The sequence below is a fragment of the Actinomycetota bacterium genome (assembly GCA_030776725.1).
GTDB lineage: Bacteria > Actinomycetota > Nitriliruptoria > Nitriliruptorales > JAHWKO01 > JAHWKW01.
This window is the reverse complement of sequence record JALYHG010000278.1, coordinates 1-20701: the sequence shown is the minus strand read 5'-3', so window position 1 is coordinate 20701 and position 20701 is coordinate 1. Positions and strand designations below refer to the sequence as shown.

Sequence of the window (20701 nt, the reverse complement as noted above, 5' to 3'; positions counted from 1 at the left end):
TCAAGAACGCCTTGTTGGCCGCATCCTGGTTGGGCTTGTCCTCCCAGTAGAAGCCGATCAGCAGGTAGGAGCAGACCCCGACCAGTTCCCAGCCGATGATCGCCATCACGGTGTTGTTGGCGATCACCAGGATCAGCATCGACGCGGTGAACAGCGACAACATCGCGTAGAAGAAGGTGAACCGGGGTTCGTGGCCCATGTACTCGCGCGAGTACACGTGGACAAGGAACGACACGACCGCCACGAGCAGGAACATCATCGCGGTCAACCCGTCGATCAGCATCCCGAGCTCGAGCGTCACGCCACCGCCGAGCGGCGCCCAGGCGACGGCACGCTCCACCGGGAGCTCACCGGGGACCGCGCCGGTGAACGTGGCCCACGCGATCGCCGCGGAGTGCGCCAAGACCACGCCCAGTGCGAAGACCCCGATCTCGGCGCCCTTCCAGGGCAGTTGCTTGCCGAGGGCGGCGATCAGCGCCGCGGAAACCAGCGGGATGACCGGGATCAACCAGGCGTGGTCGAACAGCGTCTCCATCGAGCCCCTACCAGCGCATGAGGTCGGCGTCGTCGACGTTCACCGACGCGCGGTTGCGGAACATGTTCAGGACGATGGCCAGCCCGACGCCGACCTCGGCCGCGGCGATCGCGATCACGAACAGCGCGAAGACGTGGCCGGTCAGGGCGGCGTCACCGGGCGCCTGCAGCTGGAAGGCGACCAGGTTGACGTTGACCGCGTTCAGCATCAGCTCGACCGACATCAGGACGAGGACGGCGTTCCGTCGAGCGATGACGCCGTAGACGCCGACGCAGAAGATGAACGCCCCGAACAGCAGGGGACCAGCCAGCGTCACCGACCGGCTCCGGCTGTCTCACGCTCGTCGCCTGGCGCCCGAAGGTGCCGTGCTCGCCTGGCCTCCGCCACACCTTCAGGCCCGCCCATGATGGTCGGGCGTGCCTCACGCAGGTCCGCGAGATCCTCCTCCCCCGTCTCGCCGGCTTCCCGGCGCGACAGCACGATGGCACCCACGAGCGCTGCGGTCAGCAGCAGGGACAGCAGCTCGAACGGCAGGACCCACTGTGAGAAGATGGAGCCGCCGATCGCAGCGACGTCCGGGCCCGCCAGAGCCACCCGCACGTCTCCGTAGGCTCGCACGATCAGGGCGGCAAGGACCCCGAACAGCGCGATCGAGACCGCGAGCCCGAGGCCGCGGGACTGGCTGTCGAGGGCCTCGCGTCCGATCGGGGCGCGGGTCAGCATCAGCCCGAACATCAGCAGCACCGCGACCGCCCCGACGTAGATCAGGAGCTGCACCAGCGCCACGAAGTCGGCGTGGAGAACCAGGAACATCCCCGCCATCGCCCCGAAGGTCACCGCGAGGAACAGCACGGCGTGGACCATGTTGCGGACGGTGACGACCATGAGCGCCGACAGCCCGCCCGCCACCGCGAGCAGGACGAACACCACGTCGTGGGCCGTCATCGCCGCTGCCTCGGGGTCGCTCCCCGTTGACTCATGCGCCGCCCCCGGCCGCTGCCCGCTCGGCGCGGATCCGGGCTTTCTCCTTGCGGACGTACGCCGCCTTGGCGCGGGCGCGGGCGACCCGCTCGCTCTTCCCCTCGGCCAGCAGCGCCTGGTACACCTCCTGGTCGACCTCGGCCTCGACCTCGATCTCCTCCTCCTGGCGGGCAGCGCCCAGCGCCGGTCCCGTGGGGCCGCCGCTCGCGGCTTGCTCCGTGGCCTGGCGCTGAGCCGCGAGCGCCGCCTGGCGCTCCTTGTTCGCCCTCTCCAGGGCGGCGCCGAGCTCCGGTGGCTGCTCGGCTCCTTCCTCCAGCGGAGGCGGTGGCGGCACGGTGTCCATCCACTCGCGCAGCCGTTCCTTCTCGTGGACCAGCTCCCCGATCGTGTACGTCGAGTACTCGAACTCGGGGCTCCAGAACAGGGCGTCGAAGGGGCAGACCTCGATGCAGATCCCGCAGTACATGCACAGGGCGAAGTCGATCGCGAAGCGGTCGAGCTGGTTGCGGGTGCGTTCCCGGCCGCCCTCCGTGGCTGGCGGGACGCGTTCCTTGTGCGACTCGATGTAGATGCACCAGTCGGGGCACTCGCGAGCACACAGCATGCAGACCGTGCAGTTCTCCTCCATCAGCGCGATCACGCCGCGGGTGCGCGGGGCGAGATCGGGCTTGACGTGCGGGTACTGGCGGGTCACCGCAGGCGTCAGCATGGTCTTCAGCGTCACCCCGAGGCCCTTCAACAGGCCCGGGATCTTCGGCTTGGATGCGGCGGAGAGCTTCATCGTCGCCCATCGAGACGGAGGGTCACGGTCTACAACAGCACCTTGGCGGCGGCCACCACGGCGATGTTGAACAGGCTCAGGGGGATCAGCACCAGCCACGACAGTCGCTGCAGCTGGTCCTCACGCAGACGCGGGAATGTCACCCTGACCCAGATCATGGTGAACGTCAGCGCCGCGATCTTCCCGGCGGTCACCCCGAACGCCAGCAGCGTCCCCCACCACCTGCAGTCGAACAGGCCATCGCAGCCCGGAACACCCAGCCCGGGCAGGATCTGCCAGCCACCCAGGTACAGCACCGTGAGGATCGCCGAGAACGCGACCATGCCGGCGTACTCGGCCAGGAGGAACAACCCGAAGCGGATCCCGGTGTACTCGGTGAGGAAACCGAAGACCAGCTCCGAATCAGCGATCGGCATGTCGAACGGGGGACGCGACAGCTCGGCGAGCGCGGCGACGTAGAACAGAGCGAAGCCGATGAACTGCGGGAAGACGTACCAGACGTTGATCGACGTCCCGGGGATCAGGAACGTCGCCTGGGCCTCGACGATCCCCGCCAACGACAGCGTGCCGGCCTGGATCGCGACGGCCGCCGCAGCCAGCACCATGGGCAGCTCGTAGGCGATCAGCTGCGCGGCGGCCCGCACACCGCCGATCAGCGAGAACTTGTTCGCCGAGGCCCAGCCCGCCATCAGCACGCCGAGGACCCCGACCGAGCTGGCGGCCAGGACGTAGAACAGCCCGAGGTCGAGGTCCTCGGCCCACAGCCCGGGGGCGAACGGGATCACCAGGAACACCACGAGCACCGCGACGAGCGACACGGCGGGGGCCATCCCGAACACCCACCGGTCGGCGGCGCGGGGGACGATCCCCTCCTTCTGCATGAACTTCACGCCGTCGGCGACCAGCTGGAGCGTGCCGTGCGGGCCGACGTCCATCGGACCGAATCGGGCCTGCTGGTGCGCCATGACCTTGTGTTCCATGTACCCGATCGCCAGCGGCGCGACCAGGAACAGCGCCACGATCGCCACGACCTTCAGCGCGACGTCGAGCCAGAGGTTGCCGGAGACGTTCAGGATCGACGGGAACGTCGCCGCCGACGCCTGCCCGACCAGAGACACGACCTCGATCATCGATCGATCCTGGTCACGATCGTTGTGATCGACCACCCATCGCGGCCCACAAGGCACCCCATACCACGGTCGATCATCGATCGATCCTGGTCACGATCGTTGTGATCGACCACCCATCGCGGCCCACAAGGCACCCCATACCACGGTCGATCATCGATCGATGTCTCCCACGACGAAGAACACCGACCCCAGGATCGCGATCAGGTCGGGGATCAGGATCCCCTCGAGCAGCGTCGGGATCACCGAGATGTTGCTGAACGACGGCGTGCGCATCTTGAGACGCCACGGTGTCTTCTTCCCGTCCGAGACGAGGTAGTACCCGCACTGGCCCAGCGGGTTCTCGGTGCGGACGTACACCGCCCCCTCGGGGGCCTTGACGATCTTGGGCAGGCGGACGTTGACCGGTCCCGACGGCACCCGGTCGTGGATCTGCTCGATGATGTCGAGCGCGACCCGCACCCGGTTGATCAGGCACCAGAACCGGTCGTAGCTGTCGCCGTTGGCGCCCGTGGGGATCTCCACAGCCACCTCGTCGTACTTCAGGTACGGCTCCGAGACCCGAACGTCCTCGGCGACCCCGGTCGCCTGCAGGATCGGACCTGAGACGCCGTAGGCGCAGGCGACATCGGGGGCCAGCGCCCCGATGCCCTTGGTGCGGGCTTGGAAGATCTCGTTGCCGAGCAGCAGGTCCTCGTAGTCGCGCAGACGGCTGCGAACCACACCCAACAGCCGCTCCGACTCGGCCAGGAAGTCCTTCGGCAGGTCGTTCTTCAACCCGCCGACCTGCGTGAACGTGAAGTGCAGCCGGCCGCCGGTCGCCGACTCCAGCAGGTACTGGATCTCCTCACGTTCCCGGAAGGCGTAGAACATCGGGGTGATCGCCCCGAGCTCCAACCCGAACGAGCCGATGAACATCAGATGGTTGAGGATCCGGTTCCACTCGAAGATCAGCATCCGGATCCACTGGGCCCGCTCGGGGACCTCCATCTCGAGCATCTTCTCCACGGCGAGGGCGACCCCGACCTCGTTACAGAAGCCCGACAGCCAATCGTGGCGGTTGACGAGGGCCATGATCTGGCGGTAGTCGCGGTGCTCGGCCAGCTTCTCGAACCCGCGGTGCATGTACCCGATGACGGGGGTGGCCTGCACGATCCGTTCGCCGTCGAGCTCGACGATCAAGCGCAGCACGCCGTGGGTCGAGGGGTGCTGGGGCCCGATCGACAGCGTCATGTCCTGTGTGTCGAAGTCCCCGTCGCCACGGACCTCGAGCAGCATCGTCTCGCCCGGCGCGGTGGCCGGGACTGCCTGCTGGTTGGCGTCGAGATCCCGCGAGCTCACGGGTACACCTCCGTCGCAGTCTTAGGAGACCGAAGACAGCTCCTCTCGCGCCGCTCCTGCGGAGCGTCCCTCACGGGGTACACCTCCGTCGCAGTCTTAGGAGACCTAAGACAGCTCCTCTCGCGCCGCTCCTGCGGAGCGTCCCTCACTGGTCTTCCTCATCGGTTTCGGTGGCGGGCGACTGCTCCGGTGTCTCGGCGCGGGATGCGGCCTCGGGCAGCGAGGATGCGGCGTCCAGGTCGTTGCCTCCGGTGGTGGCCGGATCGCGGAACGCCCGCTCACGCGGGTCCATCGTGTCCGGGGTGTCGCCGGACAGGGCGTCGGACCCCGATCCCGGCAGTGACCGGGTCGCCTCGTCCTGCGGTGGGGTGGCCACGTCTGGTCCGGTCGCTCCGGGCTGGTCGACCTCGGCGACGCCTTCGGGTCCCGACGGACCGTGGGAGGCCTGGCCGTGCAGGTCGCCGGCGAGGTCGGTCACGGTCGGCTCGTCGTCGACCTCATCGGGTGCGGGGACCGGCGGTGTGGTGGTGGACGCCGGTCGCGCCCCGCCCTCCAACCCGTCGGCGTCGGCCGCACGGTCGGCAACCTCACGGATGCCGCCGTCGACAGGGGCCTCGCCGGGCCGCTGCACGGTCGGCGGCTCGCCGGCCTCCGCGCCGGGTTGCGGCTGTTCGCCGCGCGCCGAGCTGCTGCCGGGGCCACCGCCCTCGGCGTGCCCGCGGCCGCCAGCGCGCGTGGGCGTGGTGCCCTGCGCCTGAGGCAGTTCCGGATCGGGCGGTGTGCCCGGTGGGCCGCCCTGTCCCGGCTCGCGGTGGTCGAGATCGGCTTTGGACTCCTCTTCGGCTCGCCTGGCCCGCTCGGTGCGACTCTCCTCCCCAGGGTCGTACCGCGATGGGGTGCGAGCCGCCTCGACCGCCCCCGGACCAGCACCCTCCGCGCGATCCTCCGGGGACGTGACCCTCGGGTCCTGGGCGGTGGCGACCGTGGCGACGTCCTCGGGCGCGGGCGGCGGTTCGACCGTCGCATCTCGGTCTGCCGTTGCTGCGGCGTCACGTGCGGCGGCCTTCTCGCGACGTCGCTCGGCGGCTTTGCGCCGGGCCCGCTCGGCGCGGGCAGCAGCCTCCTCATCGGGGTGGGCCTCGGTGGCCCCTCCCCCGGCTGCAGTGGTGTGAGGCGCTCGAGGAGCGATGTCGTCGCCCCCAGCCAGCTCGACGCGCGACTCGTCGAGCAGCCCGGCGGCGCGGCGGGCCTGCTCGGACATCGCCTCGTCGAGGGCGCTGGGTCCCGGTGCGGCACCTGGCTCGGCGCTCCGCTCGCGCTCGATCGGACGGCCCTCGGCGTCGACCTCGAGCGGTTCCTTGATCCCGGGCCACGGCTTGGCTTCTCGGGTGGCGAGGAAGAAGTCCTTCCGCAGCGGCCAGCCCTCGAAGTTCTCCGTGGTCAGGATCCGCGGCAGCAGACCGGCATGGCCGTCGAACTCGATGCCGAACATGTCCCACGCTTCCCGTTCGTGCCAGTCCGCGCCGGCGTAGACGTGCGTCAGGGTGGGCGCGACCGGCCGGTCGCGCCCACCGCCGCAGCGGTGGCGGAGCATCACCCGGTGCCGCGTGGTCGTCGAGTACAACACCGCGACCACCGAGAAGCCGTCCTCTCGTTCGTCCACCCCCGCCAGACAGTCGAAGAAGTCGCAGGCCAACCGGGGGTCATCACGGCAGAACATCGCCGCCTCGACGTACCCCTCGGCGTCGAGGTCGACGGTGACCTGACCCCAGCCGAGCTCGGCAGAGCCGTGCTCGACGAACTCACGGTCGAACATCTCCTTCAGCTCCTCGGGCGTCACCGGGCCCTCCGAGCGCTCGCGGCGGGTGCGGCCATCGGCCTCAGGCCTGCGCGCCGGCCACCGCCGGCACGTCGGGGACCTGCTCACCGACCACCACCGGCTCGCGCCGCGCCGCCAACCGCTCGCGGACGTTCTCCTTCCCGATGCGCTCCTGCAGCACCAAGATCCCCTCCAGCAGCGCCTCCGGGCGGGGAGGACACCCGGGGACGTAGACGTCGACCGGGACGATCTGGTCGACGCCCTTGGTCACCGAGTAGCTGTCCCAGTACGGGCCGCCACAGTTGGAGCAGGACCCGAAAGAGATCACGTACTTGGGCTCGGGCATCTCGTCGTAGACGCGCTTCAGCGCCGGCGCCATCTTGTCGGTGAGCGTCCCGGCGACGACCAGCAGGTCCGCCTGACGGGGACCGTGCGCGACCGGGATCACGCCCAGACGCATGAAGTCGTGGCGGGCCGTGGACGCGGCGATGAACTCGATGGCGCAGCACGCCAACCCGAAGTTCATCACCCACAGCGAGTACTTCCTGCCCCAGTTGAGCAGGAACCGAACCGGGTTCGGGAGATCGACCTCGTCAACTAGTCCCACTTGAGGACCCCCTTCCGCCACGCGTAGAGCAGACCGAGTGCCAGGACGCCGATGAACACGAACATCTCGAGCAGCGCGAACGTCGCGCTGACCGGTCCACCCGCCTCGAGTCCGCCGAGGATCACCGCCCAGGGGAATATGAAGACGCTCTCCACGTCGAACACCACGAACAGGAACGCGAAGACGTAGTAGCGGATGTTCATCTGGGTCCACCCGGAGCCGGCCGGGTCGACCCCGCACTCGTAGGTCGAGAGCTTGCCGGGGCTGGGCATGTCCGGTCGCATCAGCCGGTTGAGAGTCACGATGCCCGCGTACAGCCCAACACCGGCCAGGGCGAGGACCGCGAACGTCACGTACTGGCTGTAGAAGCTCACCGGTCTCTCCATCGGGAACCTGCGGAGCCCCGACGGACACGCGCCTGTCACCGCGGGGGACGGCATCCGGGGGGCCGCAACTGTATCAGCGGGCCCGGAGGCCTCCCAACGGCGTCACCAGACAACGCGGTGGCCGTTCAGCCCGTGCGCACCACCGTGAAGTCGGCCAGCTGGCCCAGCGCGGTCGTCGCGGCGCTGGGCGGGAAGGACACCAGCACGTCCTTGGCCGCCGCGGCGTACGCGGCGGCCAGATCATGGGCGCGGTGGAGGGCGGGGCTGGATCGCAGGAGACGCAGCGCCCGGGTGACAGCGTCGTCGGTGAGGATGTCTGTGTCCAGCAGCGCGGCGAGCTCGCCGTCGGGCTCGTCCTCGAGCGCGTACAGCACAGGCAGGGTGCGCACACCCTCGCGTAGGTCGGTCCCGGGGGTCTTCCCCGACTGCTCGGGACTGCTGGCCACGTCGAGGATGTCGTCGGAGAGCTGGAACGCCATGCCCAGGTTCCATCCGTAGGCCGTCGCGGCCTCGACCTGGGGTGTGTCGCACCCGCTGAGCAGGGTTCCCAGCCGGCATGACGTGGCGATCAGGCTGGCCGTCTTCTTCGACACCACGTCGAGGTAGTGGTCGAGCGTGGGATCCAACGGCGGGACGTCGGGGGGGAGCGCTCCCCGCGAGCCCTGCACCTCGCTGATCTGGCCCTCGCAGAGCGTGGCGATGGTCCGCGCCATGATCCGGGTCACCTCCACGCCCAGGTCGGCGGACAGCTCGGAGGCGCGCGCGAACAGGTAGTCGCCGGTCAGGACCGCGACCGTGTTGTCCCACCGGACGTTCGCCGAGCGGGTCCCACGCCGCGCGGGGGCCTCGTCGATCACGTCGTCGTGGTACAGGGTCGCGAGGTGAACGAGCTCGACCACCACGCCGGCCTCGGCGATGCGCGGGTCGTAGACCTGACCCTCCTCCAACCAGGGATCGCCCAGGTGGGAGCACAGCGCCACCAGCATCGGCCGGAACCGCTTCCCGCCGGCCTCCATCAGGTAGCGTGCCGCCTCCTCCACGAACCGGGCCGACGTCGCCACGTGTTCGCGCAGGCGCCGTTCGACGTCGGCCAGGACCGGTCCGACATCGATCCCGCGTGCCACGTGCGGGGGGGGAGGCGGGATCAGTTGGCCGCGGGGCGCGGCGGTCATGGTCTCACCTCGCGATCGTCGCAGCTTGGTCGGCCAGGGCCACGAACGCCTCCGGCTGGATGCCCAGCATCAGCACCGCGGTCGCCGCCCCCGCGACCCCGGCAGCGACACCGGTGCTCAGCACCGGTTGGCGAACGCGGTCGGGGTCGGGGTCCTCGAGGAACATGGCCGCCATGAGACGAAGGTAGAAGAAGGCGGCGATCACGCTGGACACGACCCCGATCACGACCAGCCACTCCAGCCCCGACGTGACACCGGCGCGGAACACCGCGAACTTCCCGACGAACCCGGCCGTGGCCGGTATCCCGGCCAGCGACAGCAGGCACAGGCTGAACACCCCAGCCAGGATCGGGGTGGTCCGCCCGAGCCCCTTCAGGTCGACCAGCGCAACCTCGCCACGTCGCCGCCGCTCGATCGCGATCACGCACCCGAACGCCCCGATGACGCTGACCGCGTAGGTCAGCAGGTAGAACAGCGTGGCGGACAGGCCCTGCTCGGAGGCGGCGGTCACCCCGATCAGCCCGTAACCGACGTGCGCCACCGACGAGTACGCCAGCACACGCTTGACGTCCAACTGCACGATCGCCGCCAGCGCCCCCAGCAGCATCGTGACCGCTGCCACAGCGGCCAGGACGGGGATCCACGACGCCTCCAGGCGAGCGAAGGACACGAGGAAGACGCGCAGGACGATCGCGAACGCCGCCGCCTTGGTCGCCGCGGCCATGAACGCGGTGACGTTGGTGGGTGCGCCCTGGTAGACGTCGGGCGTCCACAGGTGGAACGGCACCGCCGACGCCTTGAACCCCAGGCCGACGGTGACCAGCGCCGCCCCGAACAGGGCCACGGGGATCGGCGTCCCGATCAGACCGATCCCGTCAGCGATGACGCCCAGGTCGATGCTACCGGTGGCCGTGTACACCAGTGCGATCCCGTACGCCAAGATGGCCGAGGTGATCGCACCCAGGACGAAGTACTTCATCGAGGCTTCCTGCGAGCGCCGGTCGCGCAGCGCCAGGCCGCACATCACGTACAGCGCGACCGACAGCAGCTCGAACGCGATGAACGCCGCGAGCAGGTCGGCCGCCGCGCCCAGCACGGTCATCCCGGCGGTGGCCAACAGGAGCAGCGCTTCGAACTCCAAGCGCTGGATGCCGCGGTCGACCAGGTAGCCGTACCCGATCGGCAGGACGAGCAGGGCGCTGACCAGGACGATCACCCGCGTGTAGATCGCCACGCCGTCCAGCGCGATCGCGCCCGACAGGAACGTGCCGCCGCCGTCCGCGGCGTAGATCGCCACCCACTGCCAGCCGGTCAGCGCCAGCGCCCCCACGATGACGGCACCGGCGATCCACGCCTGGACCAGCGCCGGACGGCTGCCCAGACCGACCGCTGCGGCGATCACCGCCCCCCCGACCGCCATCGCCGTCACGCCGGGGACGGTGCCTGCGGTCAGCAGCAGCCACACGCCGACCGCAGCGGCGACCGAGCCCATGATCACCGCGACCGCGGTGCGAGCTTGGTCGGCCACGGCGAGCATCAGCAGGGCCAGCGCCCCGCCGGCCAGGAGCAGCTCGGGCGCCACCACCGACCACTCGATCGACGGGGCGGGGAGGCGGCCAGCGGCCTGGGCGACGACGGGGACCACGGCTACTCCTGGGACGCTGGTGCGGCAGCCGGCCGGGGCGTTGAAGCATCCGCGGCTTCCACCGCGCCGTCCCCGACCTGCTCGACCAGCTCGCGGACGGCCGGCTCGATGCGGTCGTACATCGGCTGTGGGTACACCCCGACCGCGACGATCAGCGCGACGATCGGCGCCAGGACCCACACCTCACGGGACGACAGGTCAGGGGTGTTCTCGTTGTCGGCGCCCTGCAAGGGTCCGTGGAACACCCGCTGGTAGGCCCACAGCAGGTACAGCGCGGCCAGGATCATGCCCACGGCAGCGGCCGCCCCGGCCCAGGGGTGGACCGCGAAGGTCCCGAGCAGGATGGGGAACTCGCCGACGAAGCCGTTGAGCCCGGGCATCGCCAACGACGACAGGGCCACGACCAGGAAGAGGCCCGCGTAGACGGGGGTGCGGGCGGCCAGCCCACCGAACGCGGCGATCTGTCGGGTGTGGCGCCGGTGGTAGAGCATGCCGACCAGGAAGAACAGCGCCCCGGTGGACAGGCCGTGGTTGAACATCTGCACGACGCCGCCGGCCACAGCCTCCTCGGTCAGCGCGAAGATGCCCAGCACGATGAAACCCATGTGGCTCACCGAGGAGTACGCGACCAGCCTCTTGAGATCGCGCTGCATCAGGGCGACCAGCGCCCCGTAGATGATGCCGACCAGCGCGAGGACCAGCAGGATGGGGACCGCCGCCCGCGCCGCATCGGGGAACAGCGGGAGCGAGTAGCGCAGCAGCCCGTACCCGCCGAGCTTCAGCAGCACGCCTGCCAGCATCACCGACCCGCCGGTGGGGGCCTCGGTGTGCGCGTCAGGCAGCCATGTGTGCACCGGGAAGATCGGCAGCTTGATCAGGAACGCGATCGAGAAGGCGGCGAACAGCCACCCCTGGACGCCCGGATCCAGGGCAACGTCGCGCACGACGAGGTAGTCGAAGCTGCGGCCGCCGGTCTGGGCGTACACCGCGATGATCCCCACCAGCATCAGCAGACCGCCGATGAAGGCGTACAGGAAGAACTTGATGCTCGCGTAGCGGCGCCGTTCGTACCCCCACATCCCGATGATCAGGTACATCGGGACCAGCATCAGGTCCCAGAACACGTAGAACAGCAGCAGATCCAGCGCCAGGAACACACCGAGCACGCACGTCTCGAGGACCAGGAACGCGGCGAAGTAGCCTTTGGCCCGGTCGGTGTGCTCCCACGACTCCAGGAAGATCAGAGGGGTGAGCAGTGTGGTGAGCAGCACCAGGAACAGGCTGATGCCGTCCACGCCCAGGTGGTAGCTGATGCCCCACTGGGGGATCCAGCGGATCTGCTCCTCGAGCTGGAAACCGGCCTCGTCGATCTGGAACCCGGCGAGCATGACCAGGGCGGCCGCGAACGCCGCCACCGAGGCCGTCATCGCGATCGCACGGACCCGGCGCGGATCGGCGGACGGGAGCAGACCGATCGCCACCGCACCGATCAGCGGCAGCCACAAGACGGCGCTGAGCAGCCCCACGTCAGGCACCTCCCAGCAGGAAGGCGGCGACCACCGCGACAGCTCCGAGCACCAGCCCCGCGGCGTACGCCCGGATCAGGCCGGTCTGGACGGTACGCACCCGGGCCGCCGCACCGGCCGTCAGCCGTGCGGTGCCGTCGACCAGACCGTCGATCGTCGTCACGTCGAACCAGACCAGGAAGCGCGAGAACGCGCCGCCGCCACGGACGAAGATCCGGTCGTAGAGTTCATCGACCCAGAACGCGCGGCGCATCGCCAGCGCGATCGTGCCGAGGTTGGCCCGTACCGGGTCGCGTTCGGGGAACGGCCGCAGGTACAGCAGGTAGGCGAGACCGATCCCGGCGAACGCGGCCAGCAGCGACAGGCCCGTCAGCTCCATCTCGGACAGGGCCGCCTCGGTCGCCCCGCCGCCCTCCGGCAGGTGAGCGAACGACGGTTCCAGCCAATGTTCGAGTGGCCCGCCGTGGGACAGGTTGAGCAGTCCCCCCAGGGCCGAGGCGGCTCCCAGAACGACCAGCGGGACCGTCATGGACGGTGGCGACTCGTGGGGATGCAGCTCCACGGCAGCGTCCTCGGTGGGGCGGGTCCCCGCCTGCTGCGCCGAGCCGGCGACCGTGTCCGCTGCCGTCTGGTCATGCTGGGGCGCCGCTGTATCCCCGGCCCACCGTTGCGGCCCCAGGAACGTCACGAACAGCCAGCGGCTCATGTAGAACCCGGTGAACGCCACGGCGACCAGGCCCGTGAACCAGATGGCGGTGTGCCCCTCCTCGTACGCGGCGGCGAGGATCTGCTCCTTCGAGAAGAACCCGGAGAACGGGAAGATCCCGCTGATCGCCAGCACGGCGACCACGCTCGTCCAGAAGGTGATCGGCATCACCCGCCACAAACCTCCCATCCGCCACATGTCGGTGCGGTTGGCCAGGGCGTGCATCACCGATCCGGCGGCGAGGAACAGCAGGCCCTTGAAGAAGGCGTGGGTCACCAGGTGGAAGATGCCCGCGCCGAACGCGCCGACACCGACGCCGATGAACATGTAGCCGAGCTGGCTGACGGTCGAGTAGGCCAGGACACCCTTGATGTCGTCTTGCTGGACGGCGACGACCGCTGCGAACAGGGCGGTGGCGGCGCCGATGACGGCGACCGCCAGGAGAGCGGTCTCGGTCTCGATGTAGATCGGTGACGCGCGGGCGACCATGTAGACGCCGGCCGTCACCATGGTGGCGGCGTGGATCAGTGCCGACACCGGGGTCGGACCCGCCATCGCGTCCGGCAGCCAGACGTACAACGGGATCTGTGCGGACTTGCCGACCGCACCGCCGAGGAGCAGCAGCCCGATCGCGGTGGCCGCACCACCCTCACCGAGGACGTCGGACGCCGCGGGCAGGACGTCGGCGAAAGCCAGCGAACCGAACTCGGCGAAGATGAGGAAGAGACCGACGGCGAAGGACGCGTCACCGATCCGGTTGACGACCATGGCTTTCTTGGCCGCCACCGCGTTCGGCATCTCCTCGAACCAGAACCCGATCAGCAGGTAGGAGCACAGCCCGACCAGTTCCCAACCCACGAACATCACCACGAAGTTGCTGGCCAACACCAGCACCAGCATCGAGAACAGGAACAGGTTCAGGTACGCGAAGTACCGGGGTTGGCGTCGATCGCCGTGCATGTAGCCGATCGAGTACAGGTGGATGACCGATCCGACGCCCGAGACCACCAAGGCCATGACGGTGCTGAGCGGGTCGAGCAGCACGTCGGTGGTCAGCTCCAGCTGCCCCACGTCGATCCAGGTGTACAGCTCGACGACGACGGCGTGAACATCGGGTCGGGCGCCCAGCAGCTGCAGGAACGCCGCGATCGTCACCACGAAGGATCCAGCGGCTGCTGCGGTCGCCAACCAGCCGGCCCGCTCCCCCAACCGGCGACCCGCGAGCAGCAGGATCACGAACCCGGCCAACGGCAGGGCCGGGATCAACCAGGCGAGGCTCGCGACGCCTGTGGCGGCCTCGGGGTCGAGGCGGTAGGCGACCTCGCCACCTTCGGCGGCCAGGACGATGACGGTCGCGGTCGTTGGCACGGTCAGCCTCGCAGCAGCCGGGGCACGTCCACGTCGAGCGTGCCTCGTCGCCACCAGATGTTGATCAGCAGGGCCAGGCCGACCACGACCTCCGCGGCGGCGACCACGATCACGAAGAAGGCCGTCACCAGGCCATCAGCCGCGCCCCACAAGCGCGAGGCGGACACCAACGTGAGGTTCACGGCGTTGAGCATCAACTCGACGCACATGAAGATCACGATCGCGTTGCGCCGGGTCAGGACACCGACCAGCCCGATCCCGAACAGGATCCCGGCCAGCATCAGGTAGTAGCCGATCGGCATCAGCCACCCCCGTCCGTGGCCGACCCGCCCGCGTCGTGGGGTGCCGCGGCAGCGCCGGGCACGAGCGTGTCGCCAGCCACGACCTGGTCAACGAGCGGTGCTCCGGCACCGACCTCGGCTGGTGAACGGTCGGCCCGACCGGCAGGTCGGCGTCGAGCCAGCACCATCGCCGCCACGATGGCCAGCAGCAGCAGCAGAGCGGCGAACTCGAACACGAACGTGTACCGGGTGAACAGTCGCTCCGCGACGAAGCCGACGCTCCCGGTCGGGTTGGCCTGGATGGCGTCCGCCAACCCCTCGCAGCGCACCACACCGGCGGTCGGGGCAACGCTCGTCGCGGCCCCGCAGACCGACTCCGCGCCGGTGAACGGCCCCACGAAGACGAACCCGGCGCCCGCGACGAGCAGGGCGCCGAGCAGCCACGCGCCGCTTCGGACCGCCGGATGGCGCTCGATCAGCAGGTCGTCACGGGCCACGCCCAGCAGCATGATCACGAACAGGAACAGCACCATGATCGCGCCGGCGTAGACGATGATCTGGATGATCGCCAGGAACGTCGACTCGAGCACGAGGAACAACCCGGCGATCGCGACGAAGTTCAGCACGAGCATCAGCGCCCCGTGCACGACGTTGCGCATCGTGATCATCGCGACCGCCGCACCGACCGCCACGGCGGCCAGGATCCAGAACAGCACCACCTCCGCGGTGGCGCCGCCGGCCGCCTGCTGGGCGATCACTGGTCCCTCTCTACCCCGTCGGCGTCCTTGTCGGAGCGCTCCTGCGGCGGGGTCTGCGGTGGCTGTGGCGCCTCCCCGCCGTGGGACTCCTTGCGCTGGTCGTCCTCGTCGAGCACCGGCGCCCCGACCTCGCCGCTGGCTTCGCGCAGGTGTGCGGTGTCGCGGCCCAACGCGACCGCGTGCTGGTCGGACTCGCGGGTGGCGATCTCATCGCGGGCGTGCACGGGGGCGGTCGAGGTGCGCTCCTTCAGGCCGCTCATCCGCCGGCCGGCACGGACCATCTGTCGGGGACCAGCCGGCTCGTAGTCGCCTCCGACCAGGTCCGAGGGTGTGGCGGCCAGACCGCCGTAGTAGTTGATCTTGCGGCGGCGCACGTCCGCATCGGGTTGCGGCGGTCGGGTCGCGCCCTCGGGGAGCGGTGCCAGGAGGCGCTCCTTGGTGTAGATCAGGCCGTAGCGGGTATCGGCGGACAGCTCGTAGTCGTGGAGCATGGTCAGCGCTCGGGTCGGGCACGCCTCGATGCAGAAGCCACAGAAGATGCAGCGGTTGTAGTTGATCTGGTAGTCGGAGGCGTACCGCTCCCCCGGCGAGTACCGCGCCGCAGCGGTGTTGTCGGCGCCCTGCACGAAGATGGCATCCGCCGGGCACGCCCAGGCGCACAACTCGCAACCGATGCACTTCTCCAGGCCGTCCTCGTAGTAGTTGAGCTGGTGGCGGCCGTGGAAGCGCGGCTGGGGCTCACGCTTCTCGTCGGGGTACTCGGTCGTCACCGGCCTGCGCAAGGTCGTCCGCAGCGGGACCTTGAACCCACGGCCCAGCGCCGTGCGGGTCAGGAACAGGAAGAACAGGCCGACCGCGGCGACGAACGCAACGATCGTCCAGATCACGGCGGGGATGGTCATCACGGGACCCTCTCACGGGAGTGGATCTCCTCGGGTTCGTCGAACGCGCGCCGGTCGTCCATCGGGCGACGAACCGTGCGGCGCGCGCCGCGGGAGAACAGCGGTGCCAGGATGTACAGGAGCACCGCAGCGGCGACCCCGGCGACCGCCACGGTCGTCCGCTGTCGTGCGTCCAGCTCGGTGTTGACCATCACCATGAACGCCGTGGCCAGGACCCACACCAGCCCCACCGGGAGCATGAACCGCCAACCCACGTCCATCAGCCGGTCGTAGCGGAACCGCGGCAGGGTCGCCCTCAGCCAGACGAACAGGAAGACGAAGACCGCGAGCTTGACCAGGAACCACAGCACCGGCCACACCCCGGCAGCGGTCTCGGTGAGGACCGGACCGGACGGTCCGCCGAAGAACAGCGTGACGATCAACGCCGACCCGACGATCACGTTCATGAACTCCCCGAGGAAGAACATCGCGAACTTGATCCCCGTGTACTCGGTGTGGAACCCGCCGACGAGCTCACCCTCCGCCTCGGGGAGGTCGAAGGGATGGCGGGACGTCTCGGCGATCAGCGCGGTGAGGAACAGGATGAACGCCGGGAAGAGCGGGATCACGTACCAGTTCGGGATCCCCGCCACGAGACCGGGACCTGTCTGCTGCCCGACGATCTCCGAGACCCGCAGTGTCCCGCTGTAGACGAAGACGGCGGCGACGGCCAGCCCCAGGGGGAGCTCGTAGCTGATCATCTGCGCCGCCGAGCGCACGCCGCCCAGCAGCGGGTACGCCGATCCGCTGGACCATCCGGCGAGCACGATGCCGTACACGTGGATCGAGCCCATCGCCAGGAACCACAGGACCCCGATGTCCGGGTCGAACACCTGCAGTTGGAACGTCTCGCCGAACAGGGTGACCGGCCGCCCGAAGGGGACGATCGCCGCGGCGAGCAGCCCGGTGATCGGTGCGATCAGAGGTGCCAGGTAGAAGACGGGCGCGTCGACCATGTCGGGGCGGACGTCCTCCTTGAAGAACAGCTTCACGCCGTCCGCCAGCGACTGCAGCAGACCAGCCGGACCCGCCCGGTTGGGCCCGATACGGGCCTGCATCCGGGCCAGGGTGCGTCGCTCGGCCCAGATCAACAGGGCGGTGGCGGGGAGCAGGAAGCCGACCAGGACCAGGACGCGGAGCAGGTGTACCCACAGGGGCAGTCCGGCCTCCTCCACGGTGAACGACGGGACGCTCTGGGCGAGCAGGCTCATCGCCGCCGCCCTCCGGCCGCTTGGGCCGGCGCACGCTGGGCCACCTCGACCGTGACCCACGTCGGTCCGCCGGTGTCGCTGGCCAGGGTCGTGGCCGGCGCGTCGGTCGAGTTGGTCGGCACGTACACGACCCCTGCGACCACGTCGTCCTCGACCTCGGCCGTGAGCGTCAGCTGGCCGTGCTCGGAGCTCACCGTCACCGCCTGCCCCGGGGTGATCCCCAGCCGCTCCGCGTCCGCGGAGTTCACCGCCGCGAACGGCGGCTTGCCGGTCTTGAGCATGTTGTCCGCCCCAGCGGTCATGGCGCCCCGGTCGAGCAGGAGCGGGTACGTAAGCAGCTGCAGCCGTCCGTCGGCGTCGCGGGCGTCAGCAGCGCCCAACTGGTCGGGGCCGGCTCCGCCGACGGGCCACGACCGGCCAGACGTGGCGGGGAGGCGGGCCATCTCGCTGCGGACGTCGTCGAGGTGGCCGTGACCGAGGTCGTGACCGAGGAGGAACGCCAGCTGGCCTAGGATCTCCCAGTCCTCGTGCGCCAGGTTGGGCTGGCTCACGCCCCGCTTCGACCGCTGACGCCGACCCTCCCAGTTGGTGAACGTGGCGTCGCGTTCGTAGGCCGCCGCGGCAGCCAGCACGATGTCGGCGTACCGGGCCGTGTCGTGGTGCATCAGGTCCTGCAGGATGACCGTCCGGACCCGCTCGAGGGCGGACCTGGCCAGCCGGGGACGGTCGAAGTCGCGGGCCGGGTCGACCCCGACCAGGTACAGCACGTCGATGTCGCCGCGCGCAGCGGCTTCGAGGATCGCGGTGGTGCCGCGTCCACGCGTGGTCGGGATGTCGCCCCAGATCGCTTCCACCTCGGCGCGTTCGTCGTCGTGCTCGAGTCGGCGCCCCCCGGGCAGGGTGCCCGGTACCAGTCCCGCCTCGAGCGCCCCGCGGGCGTTGTTGCGACGCGGCACCCAAGCCAGCTTGGCACCGATCGACTCCGCCAGGCGCCCGGCAGCCGCCAGCGCACCACCCGCAGCGCCTCCGCGCTCACCGACCAGGATGACGGCCGCGTCGCCGGCCGCTTCGAGAGCCTCCCTGACGTCGGCCGCGGCCCCGTCGAGGTCACCGCCTCCATCAGCCAAGGCGCTGAGCAGGGCAGCCTCGTCCCCGGGCGCAGTGGGCAGCCGGCGCCACAGGATCTTGGAGATCGAGCCGGACCGGGGTCCGATCGAGACGAGCTTCGCCTGGTTGTCGCGCCACGCCTTGCGCAGGCGGAGGAACAGGATCGGGACCTCCTCCTCCGGGTCGAGGTCGACCAGCACCGTGACCGGTGCCGCTTCCACATCGCCGTACGTGACGCCTCGCCGGGTCGGGACGATGGCCAGGGCCTCGTCCTCGTCCGGACCGGCGGCGCGGGTCCGGAAGTCCACGTCGTCCGTGCGGAGCACGCTCCGGGCGAACCGGCTGAGCACGTAGGCGTCCTCGTCCGGCAGGTGCCCGCCGGTGAGGACCGCCACGCTGTCGGCGCTGCGCAGCCTGTCCGCGGCGGTCTGGAGCGCCTCCATCCACCCCACCGGGACGAGGTCGCCCCCTCTGCGCAGCATCGGCTGGTCGATCCGCTGCTCGTGCTCGAGGTACTTGAACGCGAAGCGGCCCTTGTCGCAGTTCCACGCCTCGTTGACCGCCGGGTTGTCGCGGGCCAGGACCCGCATGATGCCGCCTCGGCGAGTGTGCACGTTCATGTTGCACCCGGCCGAGCACAGGTTGCAGACGCTCGGTCGGGACTCGAGATCGAACGGCCGAGCACGGAAGCGGTAGGAGGCCGAGGTCAGCGCACCGACCGGGCAGATCTGGATGATGTTGCCCGAGAAGTAGTCGAAGTACGGCTCGTCCTCGTAGATGGCGACCTGCTCCAACGCGCTGCGCTCGAACAGCTCCAGGAAGGGCCGACCGGAGATCTGCCGCGCGAAGCGGGTGCACCGGGCACACAGCACGCACCGTTCGCGGTCGAGCAGGACGTTCGGGGACACCGCGACCGGCTTGGCGTAGCGACGCTTCTCGTCGATGAACCGCGACTCCCCTGGGCCGTGTTCCAGCGCCTGGTCCTGCAGGGGGCACTCTCCGCCCTTGTCACACATCGGGCAGTCGAGCGGGTGGTTGATCAGGAGGAACTCCAGCTGCGCCTTCTGTGCGTCGCGCGCCAGCTCGGAGGTCAGATGGGTGTTGACGACCATGCCGTCCTGGCACGGCGTCGTGCAGGACGTCATCGGCTTGCGCTGGCCTTCGACCTCGACGATGCACTGACGGCATGCTCCGGCGGGGTCGAGCAGGGGATGATCGCAGAAGCGCGGGATCACGATGCCCATCTGCTCGGCGGCGCGGATGATCAGCGTGTCGGGGGGCACGGTGATCTCGCGGCCGTCGATCGTGAGCGTGACGGTCTGGTCGTCGGTCATGCGCGGCTGCCCTTCCCGCGAGTCGTGGTCTGCTCGACCAGTGGCAACCCGGTCCGGGGCGGCTCGATGGTGCCCTCCTCCGACTCGCGGTGGGGATGCAGCGGCTCGATCTCCTCGCCGCGGGGAGTCGCGTCGAAGGGACAGCCGCCCTGCTCGACGTGCGCCTCCCACTCGTCGCGGAAGTACTTGATCGCGCTCTGTGGAGGTTGGGCCGCGCCGTCGCCGAGCGCGCAGAAGCTCCGTCCCCACATCTGGGTGCAGACCTGCTCGACGACGTCGATGTCGGCCATGCGTCCCCGGCCGGTCTCCAACCGGGTGAGGACCTGGCTGAGCCAGAACGTGCCCTCGCGGCAGGGAGTGCACTTGCCGCACGACTCGTGCTCGTAGAACTGGTTCCAGTTGAGCGAGGCGTCGACGGTGCAGGTGCGGTCGTCGAAGACCATCAACGCGGCCGTGCCGAGCATCGTTCCGGCCTCCTGCAGCGACTCGAAGTCCAGCCCGACGTCGAGCGCATCGCCGGGGAGCATCGGGACCGATGATCCGCCGGGGAGGAAGAACTTCACCGGCCGGTCGTCGATCATCCCCCCGCACAGGTCCTCGACGATGGCGCGGATGGGGGTTCCCATCGGGACCTCGAAGTTCATCGGTCGCTTCACGTGGCCGGAGACACACACCAGCTTGGTTCCCGTGCTGTCCTCCGTCCCCCACTGGCGCCACCACTCGGCGCCGTTGGAGACGATCCCCGGGACGCTGCAGATCGTCTCCACGTTGTTCACCGTGGTGGGGCTGGCGTACAGCCCCGACTGTGCGGGGAACGGTGGACGCAGTCGCGGCTGGCCGCGGCGGCCCTCCAACGAGTTCAGCAGCGCGCTCTCCTCACCGGCGATGTACGCACCAGCGCCGCGGTGCAGCGTCATGTGCAGACGGCGGCCGGTGCCGAACATGTCGTCGCCGAGGTAGCCGCGTTCGTAGGCCTCGAGGATGGCGTCGCCGAGGCGGCGGGCCGGCCACTCGTACTCGCCGCGGATGTAGATGAACGAGTGCTCGCTGCGCATCGCGAGGCATCCGATCATCA

17 protein-coding genes and 2 pseudogenes are annotated in these 20701 nt (G+C 69.7%); all 19 read right to left on the bottom strand.

Annotated elements, in window-relative coordinates; genetic code table 11:
- On the bottom strand, nucleotides 1-535 hold a 535-nt coding region (locus M3N57_13380; GenBank protein ID MDP9023659.1), incomplete at its 3' end, for an NAD(P)H-quinone oxidoreductase subunit F.
- A gap of 7 nt (nucleotides 536-542) precedes the next feature.
- A complete protein-coding gene (nuoK, locus tag M3N57_13375) occupies nucleotides 543-851 on the bottom strand; it encodes an NADH-quinone oxidoreductase subunit NuoK (protein ID MDP9023658.1) in 309 nt (102 codons plus the stop codon).
- Nucleotides 848-1480, bottom strand: coding sequence for an NADH-quinone oxidoreductase subunit J (locus M3N57_13370; GenBank protein MDP9023657.1), 633 nt, complete (start codon nucleotides 1478-1480; stop codon nucleotides 848-850). Before M3N57_13370 ends, nuoK (M3N57_13375) begins: the two co-directional genes overlap by 4 nt.
- Before the next feature lie 280 nt (nucleotides 1481-1760).
- Nucleotides 1761-2297 (bottom strand): annotated as a pseudogene (locus tag M3N57_13365) (NADH-quinone oxidoreductase subunit I).
- Between the two features lie 29 nt (nucleotides 2298-2326).
- A complete protein-coding gene (gene nuoH / locus M3N57_13360) occupies nucleotides 2327-3427 on the bottom strand; it encodes an NADH-quinone oxidoreductase subunit NuoH (GenBank protein MDP9023656.1) in 1101 nt (366 codons plus the stop codon).
- 150 nt (nucleotides 3428-3577) lie between these two features.
- The gene (locus M3N57_13355; GenBank protein MDP9023655.1) at nucleotides 3578-4702 is read right to left on the bottom strand and encodes an NADH-quinone oxidoreductase subunit D; all 1125 of its coding nucleotides are present in this window, start codon (nucleotides 4700-4702) and stop codon (nucleotides 3578-3580) included.
- A 208-nt stretch (nucleotides 4703-4910) separates the two neighbouring features.
- Nucleotides 4911-6605: an NADH-quinone oxidoreductase subunit C gene (locus M3N57_13350; protein ID MDP9023654.1), complete on the bottom strand. Its 1695-nt coding sequence runs from the start codon at nucleotides 6603-6605 to the stop codon at nucleotides 4911-4913.
- 40 nt (nucleotides 6606-6645) lie between these two features.
- Complete coding sequence (nuoB, locus tag M3N57_13345; GenBank protein MDP9023653.1) at nucleotides 6646-7110, bottom strand: NADH-quinone oxidoreductase subunit NuoB; 465 nt, start codon at nucleotides 7108-7110, stop codon at nucleotides 6646-6648.
- 71 nt (nucleotides 7111-7181) lie between these two features.
- Nucleotides 7182-7565, bottom strand: a complete 384-nt coding sequence (locus M3N57_13340) for an NADH-quinone oxidoreductase subunit A (protein MDP9023652.1) — start codon at nucleotides 7563-7565, stop codon at nucleotides 7182-7184.
- Nucleotides 7566-7702: 137 nt separating this feature from the next.
- Nucleotides 7703-8749 carry a polyprenyl synthetase family protein gene (locus M3N57_13335; protein MDP9023651.1) on the bottom strand — a complete coding sequence of 349 codons (1047 nt, stop codon included), beginning with the start codon at nucleotides 8747-8749 and terminating at the stop codon, nucleotides 7703-7705.
- A 4-nt stretch (nucleotides 8750-8753) separates the two neighbouring features.
- Complete coding sequence (locus tag M3N57_13330; protein ID MDP9023650.1) at nucleotides 8754-10394, bottom strand: NADH-quinone oxidoreductase subunit N; 1641 nt, start codon at nucleotides 10392-10394, stop codon at nucleotides 8754-8756.
- 2 nt (nucleotides 10395-10396) lie between these two features.
- Nucleotides 10397-11920: an NADH-quinone oxidoreductase subunit M gene (locus tag M3N57_13325; protein ID MDP9023649.1), complete on the bottom strand. Its 1524-nt coding sequence runs from the start codon at nucleotides 11918-11920 to the stop codon at nucleotides 10397-10399.
- A gap of 1 nt (nucleotide 11921) precedes the next feature.
- Complete coding sequence (gene nuoL, locus M3N57_13320) at nucleotides 11922-13994, bottom strand: NADH-quinone oxidoreductase subunit L (GenBank protein MDP9023648.1); 2073 nt, start codon at nucleotides 13992-13994, stop codon at nucleotides 11922-11924.
- Nucleotides 13995-13996: 2 nt separating this feature from the next.
- On the bottom strand, nucleotides 13997-14296 hold the full coding sequence (nuoK, locus tag M3N57_13315; protein ID MDP9023647.1) for an NADH-quinone oxidoreductase subunit NuoK: 300 nt from the start codon (nucleotides 14294-14296) through the stop codon (nucleotides 13997-13999).
- Nucleotides 14296-15033: an NADH-quinone oxidoreductase subunit J gene (locus M3N57_13310; protein ID MDP9023646.1), complete on the bottom strand. Its 738-nt coding sequence runs from the start codon at nucleotides 15031-15033 to the stop codon at nucleotides 14296-14298. Before M3N57_13310 ends, nuoK (M3N57_13315) begins: the two co-directional genes overlap by 1 nt.
- A 404-nt stretch (nucleotides 15034-15437) precedes the next feature.
- Nucleotides 15438-15851, bottom strand: a pseudogene (gene nuoI, locus M3N57_13305) (NADH-quinone oxidoreductase subunit NuoI).
- An 83-nt stretch (nucleotides 15852-15934) separates the two neighbouring features.
- Nucleotides 15935-17185, bottom strand: coding sequence for an NADH-quinone oxidoreductase subunit NuoH (gene nuoH, locus M3N57_13300; GenBank protein MDP9023645.1), 1251 nt, complete (start codon nucleotides 17183-17185; stop codon nucleotides 15935-15937).
- Nucleotides 17182-19626 carry an NADH-quinone oxidoreductase subunit G gene (locus tag M3N57_13295; protein ID MDP9023644.1) on the bottom strand — a complete coding sequence of 815 codons (2445 nt, stop codon included), beginning with the start codon at nucleotides 19624-19626 and terminating at the stop codon, nucleotides 17182-17184. Before M3N57_13295 ends, nuoH (M3N57_13300) begins: the two co-directional genes overlap by 4 nt.
- On the bottom strand, nucleotides 19623-20701 hold a 1079-nt coding region (locus tag M3N57_13290; protein MDP9023643.1), incomplete at its 5' end, for an SLBB domain-containing protein. The genes M3N57_13295 and M3N57_13290, both read right to left, overlap by 4 nt.